Origin of the sequence: Phreatobacter sp. (assembly GCF_027532945.1) — a bacterium.
GTDB lineage: Bacteria > Pseudomonadota > Alphaproteobacteria > Rhizobiales > Phreatobacteraceae > Phreatobacter.
The window spans coordinates 37,417-51,002 of sequence record NZ_JAPZTZ010000017.1; the positions used below are offsets into that span (position 1 = coordinate 37,417).

A 13,586-nucleotide genomic window follows, 5' to 3' on the forward strand; every position below is an offset into this window, starting at 1 on the left:
ATCAGCGCCCGACATGGCCCCAACGGGTCATGTCGGCGACGGTCTCGGCGATCGACTGGCGGATGTCGCGGAAGGACATCGCAAGCTCCCGCTGGATCTTCGCGGTGTCATAGCGCGGGGCGCGGCCGATATGGCTGCGGAGATACGAGCCGACGCCCTGCGGCTGCGTGTAGGACAGGAGCCGGACGAGCAGGCTGCCGACAGGATTGTCGAGGCCGACAGTGGGAAGCCGCTGGCCCGGCACGTCGAGGCCCCGCATGAGGCCGACCACCTCGCGCATGGTGATGGTGTCGCCGGCGCAGAGGTAGCGGCCGGCGGCGGCCGGCGTTTCCAGCGCGCGCAGATGGGCGAGCGCCACGTCGCGGACGTCCACCATGCCCCAGGTCAGATCGATGATCCCGGGATAGGTGCCCTTCAGCAGGTCGGCGAGAATGGCGTTCGAGGTGTTGAGCTGGGGCGTCAGGCTCGGCCCGATGACGATGAACGGGTTGATGGCGACGAGGTCGAAGCCCGGCTTGTCGGCTTCGACGAAGGACCAGGCCGCGCGCTCGGCCTCGGCCTTGGAGAAGTAATAGGGGTTGCGGGTGAGGGAGGAGGTCGTGTTCCAGTTCGCCTCAGTCAGCAGCACGGCGCTGTCCGGCTCGTCGGTCACCGCGGCCATGGACGAGGTGAGGACGACCCGTCCCACCGACGGAGCCCGCGCACAGGCGCGCAGCACGGAGACCGTGCCCTGAACCGCCGGGTCTACCAGGTCGCGCTGCGCGTCCGCGACCGTCATGACATAGGGGCTCGCCATGTGCAGGACCGCATCGCAGCCGGCGACCGCCGCATCGAAGGACTGTGGCGCCAGCAGATCGGCCTCCACCAGGGTCAGCCGCTCCTCGGCTCCCGGGAGGCTGGTGAGAAAGGCATGGGCCTCCGGCCGCGCCAGCGAACGAACGGTGCCGCGGACGCGATGACCCGCCTCCAGCAGCAGGGCAATGGTATGGGATGCGATGAAGCCGGTGGCCCCGGTGACGGCGATGGTCCGCATGGGTGTTCTCACAAAAAAACTGTTCAGTATTTGAATACTATTCGGTATCTAAAAAAGCAAGGAGACCGGTGTTGACCCGCGTGCCGCGCGCCGAACAGAAGATCCGGACTCGCTCGCGCCTCATCGAGGCGGCGGGCCAGCTGTTCCTCGCCCACGGGATCGAGGGCGTCTCGCTGGACGCGGTTGCGGACGCTGCCGGCTTCTCCAAAGGAGCCGTCTACGCCAATTTCACCGGCAAGGAGGACCTGCTGCTCGCCGTCTGGCGTGAACATTTCGCCGCCAAGCGGATGCGTCTCGCCGATTCCGTCGCAAGCGCCGACGAGGCAGCGGCGGTGCTGGGCGCGATCCACGCGACGATGACGGCGTTCTTCGCTGCCGGTCCCTGGGCGCTGCTGCAGGCCGAGATCCGCCGCCGCTCCGCCGACTGGCCGCGTCTTGCCGGAGAACTCGCGGCGCTGGAGGCGGAGGAGCTTAACGAGATGAAGGCGCTGGTCTCCGGCTTCCTGCAGCGCTTCGCCGCCGAGCCCCGTCCCGATCCCGCCGAGATGACCGAAACCCTTGCTGCCTTGTTCGATGGGCTGGTGCTGCGCGGCGTGGTCGCGCCGGTCGCCCCGGAACGGCTCGCCGACCGGTTCATGAGCGTGGTGATCGCCCTCGCGGGGCTGGATCGGCTGGCACCGGGGGCATCGCGTTGACTTTTGCCGGCCCACCTGCCTATAACCCGCCCCGACTTGGGAGCGGCCCGCGCCCGAGCGCGTGATCCTTATACCGGTTCACCGCCCGCGATCTGCCCCGATCCCCATTTGACCGATTGACACCGATCCGCGCGGAGACGTCCCGTGAAACGCACCTATCAGCCCTCGAAGCTCGTCCGTAAGCGCCGCCACGGCTTCCGCGCCCGCATGGCGACCAAGGGCGGCCAGAAGGTTCTCGCCGCCCGCCGCGCCCGCGGCCGCAAGCGCCTGTCCGCGTGAGCCGACACGGCCGGTCACGCGGCTGATCCGATCGACGGGAGGGCGCGAATGACGCATTCGACCACGCCCATCCGTCTCGTTCGCCGGGCCGATTTCATCGCCTGCTCGAAAGGCCGCCGTGTCTCCACGGCGGCTTTCGTGTTGCAGGAGCGCCTGCGTGGCGATGCCCACCCGCCGCGCTTCGGCTTCACGGTGACGAAGAAGACCGGTGGCGCCGTCGAGCGCAACCGGATGCGCCGCCGCCTGCGCGAGGTGGTGCGTCTCGCCGCCGCAGAGGCGGCCCGCCCCGGTTCTGATTACGTGCTCGTGCTGAACCGCGCCGCGCTCGACCGCCCCTTCGAAGTGCTCAAGACCGACTTCGCCGAGGCGCTTGCTCGCGCCGCAGCTCCCCGCCCCGCCAAGCCGGCGGGCCGCCCCCCTTCCTGACATCCGACGGACCGATGGCCGATAACCGCAACTACATTCTCGCGATCGTTCTCTCGATCCTCGTCCTGGTCGGCTGGCAGTACTTCGTCGGCATGCCGCAGATGGAGCGCCAGCGCGAGGCGCAGCGCCAGCAGCAGATCCAGCAACAGCAGCAGGCGGGCCAGGCCCCCGGTGCCGCGGCCACGACGCCCGGCGCGCCCCCTGTGCCCGGCCAGCCGGCGGCGGCTCCCGGCGCCACGCCGGCCGCGCCCGGCGCTCCGGTCCCCGGCCAGACGATGACCCGCGAGGCCGCGATCGCCGCCACGCCGCGCGTCGCCATCGCGACGCCGCGCCTCACCGGTTCGATCAACCTCGTCGGCGGCCGCGTCGACGACCTGGTGCTCGCCACCTATCGCGAGACCATCGAGCGTAACAGCCCGAACGTGGTGCTCTTCGCGCCCGCCGGCTCGCCGATCGACCCGGTCCACCACAGGCATCCGTTCTATGCCGAGTTCGGCCATGTCGCCGGCGCCGGCCAGACGCTCGCCGTGCCGAATGCCCAGACCGTGTGGACGCAGCAGGGCACGGGCACGCTCACCCCCGCGACGCCGGTGGTGCTGACCTGGGACAATGGCCAGGGTCAGACCTTCCGCCGCACCTTCGAGATCGATTCCGAATATCTGATCACCGTGAAGGACGCCGTGGTGAACAGCGGCGCCGCGCCGGTCACGCTGCATCATTTCGGCCTCATCTCCCGTCACGGCCTGCCGCAGACCTCGGGCTACTACATCCTGCACGAGGGCCTGATCGGCGTGTTCGGCGACAAGGGCCTGCAGGAGGTCGGCTATTCCACGCTTGAGACCGCCAAGGTCCAGAACTTCCGCGCCCGCGGCGCCTGGCTCGGCATCACCGACAAGTACTGGGCGGCGACGCTGATCCCGGATCAGTCCATTGAGACCGACGCGAGCTTCAAGTTCTTCCAGTCCGGCACGGCCAAGGCCTTCCAGACCGACTTCCTCGCCCCCGCGGTGACGGTCGCCCCCGGCGCCACCTCCGAGACCACCACGCGCCTCTTCGCCGGCGCCAAGGAGGTCCGCCTCGTCGACGGCTATGCCGACCGGCTGAAGATCGACCGCTTCGACCGCCTCATCGACTGGGGCTGGTTCTATTTCATCACCAAGCCGCTCTTCGTGGTGATGGACTGGATCTTCATCCAGACCGGCAATTTCGGCATCGCCATCCTGCTGGTCACCCTGCTCATCAAGGGCCTGTTCTTCCCGCTCGCCAACAAGAGCTACGCCTCCATCACCATGATGAAGAAGGTGCAGCCGGAGATGATGGAAATCCGCGATCGTTACGCGGAGGACAAGATGAAGCAGCAGCAGGAGCTGATGGCGCTCTACAAGCGGGAGAAGATCAACCCGCTGGCCGGCTGCTGGCCGATCCTGATCCAGATCCCGGTGTTCTTCGCGCTCTACAAGGTGCTGTTCATCACCATCGAGATGCGGCACGCGCCGTTCTTCGGCTGGATCCAGGACCTCTCGGCACCCGATCCGACCTCGATCTTCAACCTCTTCGGTCTCCTGCCCTTCTCGGTCCCGGCCTTCCTGCTCATCGGCGTCTGGCCGATCATCATGGGCATCACCATGTGGGTCCAGATGCAGATGAACCCGGCCCCGACGGATCCGATCCAGGCCGCGTTCTTCAAGTGGATGCCGATCCTCTTCACCTTCATGCTGGCCTCGTTCCCGGCGGGCCTCGTCATCTACTGGGCCTGGAACAACCTGCTCTCGGTGCTGCAGCAGGGCCTGATCATGCGCAAGTACGGCGTGAAGATCGAGCTGTGGGACAACATGCGGTCGATGTTCGGAGGCGGGCCGGCCAAGCCCGCCGCCTGACGGCATGGCCGACGACGCCATTGAGGTCGGGCGCAAGCTCTTCGCCCGGCCCTGGACCTTCTGGCGGGGCACGCCCGACATGAAGCACCTGCCCCCGATGACGGGGGTGGAGATCGCCTTTGCCGGGCGGTCCAATGTCGGCAAATCCAGCCTGATCAACGCGCTCGTCGGTCAGAACCAGCTCGCCCGTACCTCCAACACGCCGGGGCGGACGCAGGAGCTGAACTTCTTCCACGTGCCCTCGGATGCCGGGCCGGGCATCGGCCTCGTGGTCGTGGACATGCCGGGCTACGGCTTCGCCGCGGCTCCCGAGGCCAAGGTGAAGGCCTGGACCAAGGTCATCCACGACTATCTGCGGGGCCGGCAGAACCTCGCCCGCGTCTATGTGCTGATCGACGCCCGCCACGGCATCAAGCCGGTGGATGTCGAGGTGCTGGACGAGCTGGGCAAGGCGGCGGTGTCCTACCAGATCGTGCTGACCAAGGCGGACCAGATCAGCCCGGCGGCGCTCGACAAGCTGATCGCGACGACGCTGGAGCAGCTCAAGAAGCGGGCCGCGGCTTTCCCCGAGATCATCGCCACCTCCAGCCGCAAGGGCGAGGGCATCCCGGAACTGCGCGCTGCCATCGCGCGGGTGGCGGCCGAGCGCGCCTGAGGGCGACCCAATGGCCTGCGGGCAGCCCTGCCGCCCGCAGGGTGAGATAGCGCCTCGCTTTCCGGACTTCCCGAAGGATGAGGCTGTCGGACAGACTGCCTCTCGTCCGTCCCTCAGTGCGCCTCTTCCCAGTTCGCCGCGGCCCGCGCATCCACCGCCAGCGGCACCTTGAGCTGCAGCGCCGGGTGGGTCGCCTCCTCCATCACCCGCTTGATGACGGGCAGAGCGCGGTCCACCTCGCCGTCCGGCACCTCGAAGACCAGTTCGTCGTGGACCTGCAGCAGCATGGAGGCCTTGAGCCCCGCCGCCTCCAGCGCCGCATCCATCCGCACCATGGCGCGGCGGATGATGTCGGCGGCCGAGCCCTGGATGGGGGCATTGATCGCCTGCCGCTCGACGAAGGCGCGCTCGGACGGATTGCCGGAGCGGATGGCGGGGAAGTGGCAGCGCCGGCCGAAGATGGTCTCCACATAGCCGTGCTCGCGCACGAAGGCCTTGGTCGCGTCCATATAGTCGCGGATGCCGGGGAAGCGCTCGAAATACTTCTTGATATAGGCGCCGGCCTCCTCCCGCGGGATCGACAGCTGGTTGGCGAGGCCGAAGGCCGAGATGCCGTAGATGATGCCGAAATTGATGGCCTTCGCCCGGCGGCGGACCAGCGGGTCCATGCCCTGGACCGGCACGCCGAACATCTCCGAGGCGGTCATGGCGTGGATGTCGATGCCGTCGGCGAAGGCCTGCCGGAGCTGCGGGATCTCGGCGATATGGGCAAGGATCCGCAGCTCGATCTGCGAATAGTCGGCCGAGACCAGCTTGTGGCCGGGCGCGGCGATGAAGGCCGTGCGGATCTTGCGGCCCTCCTCGGTGCGGACCGGGATGTTCTGGATGTTCGGCTCGGAGGAGGACAGGCGCCCCGTCGTCGTCGCGGCGAGCGCGAAGGAGGTGTGCACCCGCCCCGTCGTCGCGTTGATGTAGGTCGGCAGCGCGTCGGTATAGGTCGATTTCAGCTTCGTCACCGTGCGCCAGTCGATGATCTTGCGCGGCAGGGCGTGACCCTCTTCCGCGAGCTCCTCGAGCACGCCGGCGGCGGTGGACCAGGCTCCGGTCTTGGTCTTCGACCCGCCGGGCAGGCCCATCTTGCCGAAGAGGATGTCGCCGAGCTGTTTCGGTGAGCCGGGGTTGAGCGGCTCGCCGGCGAGCTCCTGGATCTCAGCCTCGACGCGTGCCGCCACCTGCGCGAAGTCGCCGGAGAGGCGCGAGAGCACCTGCCGGTCGACGAGGATGCCGCGCCGCTCCATGCGCGCGAGCACCTCCACCAGCGGTCGCTCCAGCGTCTCGTAGACGGTGGCCCGCCGCTCGGCGGCAAGGCGGGGTTTGAGCACCCGCCAGAGCCGCAGCGTTACGTCGGCATCCTCGGCGGCATAGGCGGTTGCCTGGTCGAGGGCGACGCGGTCGAAGGTGATGCGCGCCTTGCCCGTGCCGGTCACGGCATCGAAGGAGATCGGCTCGTGGCCGAGATGCTTCACCGAGAGCGCGTCCATGCCGTTCGAGCCGAGGCCGGCATCGAGGGCGTAGGACATCAGCATCGTGTCGTCATAGGGCGCGACATCCATGCCGTAGCGGGCAAGGACGAGGAGGTCATATTTCAGGTTCTGCCCGACCTTCAGGACGCTGGGGTCCTCGGCCAGCGCCTTCAGCCGGTCGAGCGCCGCGCGCATCGGGATCTGGCCCTCGACCGCACCGGAATCGAACAGGCCGGCCTCGCCGGTGCGGTGGGCGAGCGGCACGTAGCAGGCGGCGTCCGGGCCATAGGCCAGGGAGAAGCCGACGAGGTCGGCGGCCATGGCGTCCAGCGCATTGGTCTCGGTGTCGAGCGCGACGACACCGGCCTCCCGCGCGCCGGCGATGAAGGCGTCCAGCGCCTCCACCGTGGTGATGCACTGGTAGCGCGACCGGTCGACGCGGGCGGCGCGGGCCGCGGCGGCGACGGAGGTGGCGAGACGCTGCGGCGTCGGGGCCGAGGGATCGGCCGGTACCGGGGCTTCACCGTCGAGGGGTGCGGCAGGCGCCGCGATGGCGGCTGCCTTCGGGCCGGTAGCGAGCGCCGGATCGGGATCGATGGCGCTCGCGTCGACGCCGTAGAGATCGGCCACCTTGCGGGTGATGGTGGTGAACTCCATCGCCTTGAGGAAGGAGACGAGCGTCTTGCCGTCCGGCGGGGCGAGGCCGGTCTCGTCCAGGGGCACCTCCAGCGGCACGTCGCGCACCAACTCGACGAGCTTGCGGGAGATTTTCACCTTCTCGATGACGGCCGGGTCGGTCAGCGTCTCGCGGCGCTTTGGCTGCTTGATCTCGCTCGCGCGGGCGAGCAGCGTGTCGAGGTCGCCATATTCGCTGATGAGCTGGGCGGCGGTCTTGCGGCCGATGCCCGGTGCGCCCGGCACGTTGTCGGAGGTGTCGCCCTCCAGCGACTGGATGTCGACGATCTTCTCCGGCGGCAGGCCTTCCCAGTATTCGGTGACGTCGCCGAGCTTGTCGGCCGGCACGTTCCAGCGCTCGAAGCGGTCGCCATGGGTGAGAAGCCGCTCGGGGCGATAGCCGGGCTTGCCCTTGATGCCGCTTTCCGGGTCGTAGAAGGCGACGCAGGGGCGGACCAGCTGCATCAGGTCCTTGTCGGCGGAGATGATGAGCACGTCGGCGCCGCGCCCGCAGGCAATCTCGGCATAGGTGGCGATGAGGTCATCGGCCTCGTAGGTGTCCTGCTCGATGGCGTGCAGGCCGAAGGCGCGGATGCAGTGCCGCATCAGCGGGAACTGCGGCACAAGGTCCTCCGGCGGCGGCGGCCGGTGCGCCTTGTAGTCGGGATAGAGCGCCTTGCGGAACGAGTTCTCGCTCTTGTCGAGGATCATGGCGAGATGGGTCGGCTTCACCCCCAGCGCGCCCTCCTCGACGAATTGCAGCACCTTGGTGGCGAAGAGGCGCACGGCACCTGTCGGCAGCCCGTCAGACCGGCTGTTGTATTTCCGGTCCTGGTTCATCGACTGGAAATAGGCACGGAAGACGAAGGAGGAGGCGTCGACGAGGAAGACGCGGTCGCCCTTGCCGACGGGGCGATGATGCTCGGTGTGCATGAAAGGGGCCTTGTTGATCGGCGCGCATTATGGACGGCGGCGCGGCCCGCGTCATGTCAGCAGTCGCGTCTTCTCACCAGGCGAGCAGGCGGCGGCCGAGCAGGGCCCCGAGGCTGGCGAGCAAGGCGATGGCGGTGCCGTACCAGACGATGACGAAGAGCGGCGAATCGTCGGTGCAGTGAAGCCCATAGGCGGTGGCCGCGATGGCACCGGCGGCGAAGCCGGCGAGTGCGCCGGCCCGGGCCGCGTGGCGAGGCGCTGCAGCCCGCATGGCGCCGAGGATCGCCGCCAGCGGGATGAGGCCGAGCAGCGGGATGGCGATGAGGCAGACGCCCCAATAGCGGCCGATCATCCGGGCCGAGAGGTTCGCGGGAACCTGCGTCGCGACCTCGTGGCCGAGGGCAACCAGCAGGACCACCACCGGCACGACGAGCACCCCGCGCGGCAGGTCCGCCTCCGGCCGTGCGGCCGCCCGCACCAGCGCCATGGCGCCGACCGCGAGGGTTGCGACCGCGAGGATCTTGAGGGGAAAGAGCATGCCGGTGCTGGCCGCCGCGATGTCCGGGCGGATGCCGAGGGTCGGCAGCATCACGGCGCCGGCGGCCGCCGCGGCCGCCAGGAAGGCGAGGGCGAGCCGGCGGTGGACGTCCGGGCCAGTGGCGGCGGCGTCCCGGGAGAGGCTGGCGATGAGGTCGTCGGTCTTCATGGTTTTCGTCCCGATATCCACCCGCTCACACCGTGCCGCGCAGCATCTTGGCAAGGCCCGCGAGGCCTCGATGCAGCGCGACGCGCACCGCGCCCTCGCTCATCGACAGGGCCGCAGCCGTGCCCTTGGTGTCATGGCCATCGACGAACATGGCGTGGATGACGGCCTTCTGCCCGGATGGCAGGCCTTCCGCCAGCTTCACCACGTCGCGCGTGGCGATGCCCGGTTCCTCCGACGGTGAGGCGATGACCTCCGCGAGGTCGTCGATATCGACATGGCCGGTGCCGCCGCGTCGGCGCAGGTGGTCGATGAGCTTATGCTTGGTGATGGCGCGCAGCCACGGCACCAGCGGCTCCGTCGGGATCCAGCTGGTGCGCTTGGTGTGGACGGCGATCAGCACCTCCTGCACGATGTCCTCCGCCTCCGCGGTGCCACGGCCCGCCCGCGCCAGGCCGGAGCGGGCGATGGTCCGCAGAAACGGGGTCAGCTCGCGGAGGAGGCGCCCATAGGCCGCCTCGTCGCCCGCCAGTGCCGCCCGCATCCAGGCGCTCCAGTCGTCGTTCCGGTCTCTCAAACGTGGACCTTCATTGGGGGTTACGGATGGACGTCGGCATTCGTTACACGCGGCGGCGATCCGCGAAAGCCGGTCGTCGTGCCACGGGCCGATCCGGCTGTGTAACGGTTCGTTAGGGTTAACAGCATCTGATGCGGCCGATCCATTTTGCCGCAAGTCGATTTTCATGACCCGCCCGTCCAGCGCCATGACCTTGGCTCCTGCCACCTCGGCCCTCTCCGTCTTGCTCGCCACCGGCATGCCGCGACCCGCAGCAGCCGGTGCCGGGGTGCAGGCCACGGGGCGGGCCGACCCTACGGCAGCGCTCGCGGACACGGTGCAGCTCTCGCCAGAGGCGCGGGCGAAGCACGTGGCGGCGCAGGAAACGCTCGGCAAGCTGCAGCAGGCCACCGCCTCCATGGCCACCGATCGCAAGGCCGCGGCGAAGCAGAAGCTCGACCAGGCCAAGGCCAAGCTGCAGATGCTGCGGATGTTCAGCGGCGATCCCAAGGCCATGGCGCGGCAGGCCAGGCAGATCGCCCAGGAGATCCGCGAGGCGGCGCGCGACTATGGCGCGGCGGCGGCCAGCGAGGCGCCGGCTGAGGCGACACCCTCCGATCAGGCCCCGGGGACGGCGGCAGGGCAGACGGGCGCCGAGACCGCATCGGACGCCAGGAACCCGCAGGGCGAGGACAAGGCGTCCGCATCGCCCGCCCCTGATCCGGCGAAGACCGGGGAGGCCGGCAAGGCGCCGGATGCCGGCAGCGCCGGCACGGAGCGGCCACCGACTGACGAGGAGCGGCGGCAGCAGGTCGCCGATGCCTATCGCGCCGCCGCCCATGATATCGCCTCACGCGGGGCGAAGGCACAGGCCGACCGCGAGGATATCGAACAGTTCAAGGACGCGGCACGCCAGGCCCGCCAGCTTCTCCAGGAAGCCGCCCGCCGGCTCAAACAGGAGAAGGCCGATCCCGCCGAGATCGACGAGATCGAGAAGGCGAGCCGCTCGATGACTCACGAGGTGGACGAGCTCTCCGCGCCCGATGCCACGAGCGCTGAGCCCGGCGCGATGCCAGTCCTCGACCTGCTGGCGTGACGCGCTGGCCACGGCGCTGCCCGCGCTCGCCCTGGCCCTTGTCGATGGGACGGACGACCGCCGCATTTTGATGGCACTGTCAGCCAAGCTGCCGAAGGGCATCGAATCGGCGGCGGCCTTCGCCTCCGGTCCGGCCGGTGTCACCGCGATGTCACAAAACGCGCCGACACAGCCGCACAACAGGAGCATGGGTCGGATGGACTATTTCAAGCGCTTCAACTTCCTTTTCGCGACGCCGGCCTTCGACGAGGACGACCTGGAGGGACAGCGCTTCCACCAGATCGTCGGCGAGATCGAGCGGTCGGGCTTCGAGGTGGTCAAGGCGCCGAAGCTCGAGGATGCCGAGATCGCCGTTCAGACCGATGCCGCTATCGGCTGCATGGTCGTCGACTGGGGCAAGAAGGGCCTGGAGGGCCGCACCTCCGCCCTGATCAATCTGATGCGCCGCCGCGGCCTCGACTTCCCCATCATCCTGCTGATCCGCCGCAAGCGCTTCGAGGACCTGCCGGTGGAGGTGCTCGATTTCATCGACGGCTATGTCTTCCTCTCCGAGGAGACCCCGACCTTCATCGCCAAGAACCTCATCAGCCGGCTCAAGCAATATGCCGAGACGCTGAAGACGCCGTTCTTCGGCCAGCTCGTCGACTATGCGGAGGAGGGCAACCAGCTCTGGACCTGCCCCGGGCACAATGGCGGCGTGTTCTACAGCCGCAGCCCGATCGGTCGGGTGTTCATGGAGCATCTCGGCGAGGCGGTGTTCCGCGACGACCTCGACAATTCCGTCCTCGACCTCGGCGACCTCCTGACCCACGAGGGGCCGGCCCTCCACGCGCAGAAGGAGGCGGCGAAGATCTTCGGCGCGGAGAAGACCTATTTCGTGCTGAATGGCACGTCGGCTTCCAACAAGATTGCCCTCGGCGCCCTCGTCACCGACGGCGACCTCGTGCTGTTCGACCGCAACAACCACAAGGCCGCCCATCACGGCGCGCTGCTGATGGCCGGCGGCATCCCCGTCTATGTGCCGACGACCCGCAACCCCTGGGGCCTGATCGGCCCGATGCGCCACGATGCGCTCGACGAGGCGGCGCTGCGCGAGCGGATCCGCACCCATCCGCTGGTCAAGGACCCCGAGGCCTGGAAGAAGCCGCGCCCCTTCCGCGTGGCGGTGGTCGAGCAGTGCACCTATGACGGCACGATCCACAGCGCCGAGGTGATCCTCAAGAGCATCGGCCACCTGTGCGACTACATCCTCTTCGACGAGGCCTGGGCGGGCTTCATGAAGTTCCACCCGCTCTATGCCGGGCGCTTCGCCATGGGTCTCGGCGAGCTCGGGCCGGATGCCCCCGGCATCATCGCCACCCAGTCGACGCACAAGCAGCTGGCGAGCTTCAGCCAGGCGTCGCAGATCCACATCAAGGACCGGCACATCAAGGGGCAGAAGCGGCGCGTCGAGCATCGCCGCTTCAATGAGAGCTTCATGCAGCACGCCTCAACCTCGCCCTTCTATCCGCTCTTCGCTTCGCTCGATGTCGGGGCGCAGATGATGAAGGGCCGCTCGGGCGTCGTGCTGTGGGATGACACGATCCGGCTCGGCATCGAGCTGCGCAAGAAGATCCGCGCCGTGCGGCGCGAGTTCGAGGAGAAGGAGCAGCGCGCCGAGCGCCGCTGGTTCTTCGAGCCCTTCGTGCCCGATCGGGTCTCCATTCCGGACGCGGCGCGGGAGGGCGGCGTCCACGACGTCGCGTGGGAATCGGTCAGCACCGACCAGCTGATCGCCGACGCCTCGTTCTGGGAGCTGGCGCCGGGCGCGGCCTGGCACGGCTTCCCCGATATGGCGAAGGGCTTCGCCATCACCGACCCGAACAAGCTGACGTTGCTCACCCCCGGCTTCGACCGCGCCACCGGCCGCTATGCCGACCATGGCATTCCCGCGCCGGTCGTCGCGCAGTTCCTGCGCGAGAACCGCATCGTGCCGGAGAAGAACGACCTCAACTCCATGCTCTTCCTGCTGACCCCCGGCGTCGAGGCGAGCAAGGCGGGCACGCTGGTCAGCGGGCTGGTGGCCTTCAAGAAGCTGCACGACGACAACGTCCTGCTGGAGGAAGCGATCCCGGAATTCTTCCGCCGCCGGCCGCAGCGCTATGCCGGCGCGAGGCTGCGCGACCTGTGCGGCGAGATGCACGCCTTCTTCCGTTCCGCGGATGTGAGCGGGCTGCAGGCCCGGCAGTTCTCCCTCGACCACCTGCCTGACATGGCGATGTCGCCCCACGATGCCGCCCGCTGCCTCGTGCGGAACGACGTCGACTACCTGCCCATCGACCAGATTGCCGGGCGCATCGCCACGACGCCCTTCGTCGTCTATCCGCCGGGCATCGCCACGGTCGTGCCCGGCGAACGGCTGACCGACAAGGCCAAGCCGATGATCGACTATCTCAAGATGTTCGAGACCTGCTTCAACACCTTCCCCGGCTTCGAGGTCGAGATCCAGGGCGTCTATCGCGAGGTCGGCGAGGACGGCCGCGTGCGCCTCCACACCTATGTCGTGGCGGAGTGAGGGGGATGGAGGCCCATCCCGGCATTACCGTCAGGCCGTCCCGCGACCAGGATGTCGAGGACATGCTGGCCATCTACCGCCACCACATCCGGCGCGGCATCGAGGAGGGCGTGGAGGACGGCGACACGCCTGACCCTGATGACCTCCGGGAGCGGCGCAAGAATCTCAGGACGCGGCGCTATCCGCATCTCGTGGCGATCATCGACGGCCGCGTCGTCGGCTATGCCTATGTGGTGCTGTTCCGCAAGCGCCCGGCCTATCGCTACGCCGTGAAGCACTCGATCTATGTGCATCACGACCAGCTCGGCCGCGGCATCGGCCGGGCATTGCTCGGGGAACTGATCGATACCTGCGCCGCCGCCGGCTTCCGGCAGATGATCGGCTATGTGGATGCCGACAACGCGGCCTCGCTCGGCCTGCATGACGCTTTCGGTTTCAAGCGCGTCGCGCATCTGCCGGCGGTCGCCTGGCGCTACGGGCGCTGGGCTGACAGCGTCATGGTGCAGCGGTCGCTTGGCCCCGGCAGCACCGCCCCGCCGCCGCCGCTGCCGCTGTCGCGATGAGGCCTGAATCGGGGCCGC

Annotated in this window: 12 protein-coding genes; 8 read left to right on the forward strand and 4 right to left on the reverse strand. The window is 68.6% G+C overall.

Annotated features, from left to right (window positions below; all coding sequences use genetic code 11):
• Window position 1 precedes the first annotated feature (1 nt).
• Window positions 2-1,033 (reverse strand): aldehyde reductase, encoded by a 1,032-nt coding sequence (locus tag O9344_RS13325; RefSeq protein ID WP_298477989.1) that lies wholly within the window; start codon window positions 1,031-1,033, stop codon window positions 2-4.
• 80 nt (window positions 1,034-1,113) lie between these two features.
• Between O9344_RS13325 and O9344_RS13330 the strand changes: the two genes are divergently transcribed.
• From O9344_RS13330 to yihA, 5 genes are all read left to right on the forward strand, one after another.
• Entirely contained in the window at window positions 1,114-1,728 is a 615-nt protein-coding gene (locus tag O9344_RS13330) for a TetR/AcrR family transcriptional regulator (RefSeq protein ID WP_298478548.1), read from the forward strand.
• Between the two features lie 144 nt (window positions 1,729-1,872).
• The gene (rpmH, locus tag O9344_RS13335) at window positions 1,873-2,007 is read left to right on the forward strand and encodes a 50S ribosomal protein L34 (protein ID WP_108179624.1); all 135 of its coding nucleotides are present in this window, start codon (window positions 1,873-1,875) and stop codon (window positions 2,005-2,007) included.
• 48 nt (window positions 2,008-2,055) lie between these two features.
• Window positions 2,056-2,433 carry a ribonuclease P protein component gene (gene rnpA, locus O9344_RS13340; RefSeq protein ID WP_298477998.1) on the forward strand — a complete coding sequence of 126 codons (378 nt, stop codon included), beginning with the start codon at window positions 2,056-2,058 and terminating at the stop codon, window positions 2,431-2,433.
• A 14-nt stretch (window positions 2,434-2,447) separates the two neighbouring features.
• Window positions 2,448-4,310, forward strand: a complete 1,863-nt coding sequence (gene yidC / locus O9344_RS13345; RefSeq protein WP_298478001.1) for a membrane protein insertase YidC — start codon at window positions 2,448-2,450, stop codon at window positions 4,308-4,310.
• A 4-nt stretch (window positions 4,311-4,314) separates the two neighbouring features.
• Window positions 4,315-4,965: a ribosome biogenesis GTP-binding protein YihA/YsxC gene (gene yihA / locus O9344_RS13350; RefSeq protein WP_298478004.1), complete on the forward strand. Its 651-nt coding sequence runs from the start codon at window positions 4,315-4,317 to the stop codon at window positions 4,963-4,965.
• Window positions 4,966-5,078: 113 nt separating this feature from the next.
• On the opposite strand, the gene polA is transcribed toward yihA, so the two are convergent.
• From polA to O9344_RS13365, 3 genes are all read right to left on the reverse strand, one after another.
• On the reverse strand, window positions 5,079-8,096 hold the full coding sequence (polA, locus tag O9344_RS13355; RefSeq protein ID WP_298478008.1) for a DNA polymerase I: 3,018 nt from the start codon (window positions 8,094-8,096) through the stop codon (window positions 5,079-5,081).
• A 73-nt stretch (window positions 8,097-8,169) separates the two neighbouring features.
• Window positions 8,170-8,802 carry an NrsF family protein gene (locus O9344_RS13360; RefSeq protein WP_298478011.1) on the reverse strand — a complete coding sequence of 211 codons (633 nt, stop codon included), beginning with the start codon at window positions 8,800-8,802 and terminating at the stop codon, window positions 8,170-8,172.
• 25 nt (window positions 8,803-8,827) lie between these two features.
• Window positions 8,828-9,376, reverse strand: a complete 549-nt coding sequence (locus tag O9344_RS13365) for a sigma-70 family RNA polymerase sigma factor (RefSeq protein WP_298478013.1) — start codon at window positions 9,374-9,376, stop codon at window positions 8,828-8,830.
• A 166-nt stretch (window positions 9,377-9,542) separates the two neighbouring features.
• Here O9344_RS13365 and O9344_RS13370 point away from each other — a divergent pair, with 166 nt between their 5' ends.
• From O9344_RS13370 to O9344_RS13380, 3 genes are all read left to right on the forward strand, one after another.
• Entirely contained in the window at window positions 9,543-10,451 is a 909-nt protein-coding gene (locus tag O9344_RS13370; RefSeq protein WP_298478016.1) for a hypothetical protein, read from the forward strand.
• Window positions 10,452-10,647: 196 nt separating this feature from the next.
• Window positions 10,648-13,005: an Orn/Lys/Arg decarboxylase N-terminal domain-containing protein gene (locus tag O9344_RS13375; RefSeq protein WP_298478019.1), complete on the forward strand. Its 2,358-nt coding sequence runs from the start codon at window positions 10,648-10,650 to the stop codon at window positions 13,003-13,005.
• Window positions 13,006-13,010: 5 nt separating this feature from the next.
• Window positions 13,011-13,568, forward strand: a complete 558-nt coding sequence (locus tag O9344_RS13380) for a GNAT family N-acetyltransferase (RefSeq protein ID WP_298478021.1) — start codon at window positions 13,011-13,013, stop codon at window positions 13,566-13,568.
• The last annotated feature ends 18 nt before the right edge of the window (window positions 13,569-13,586 follow it).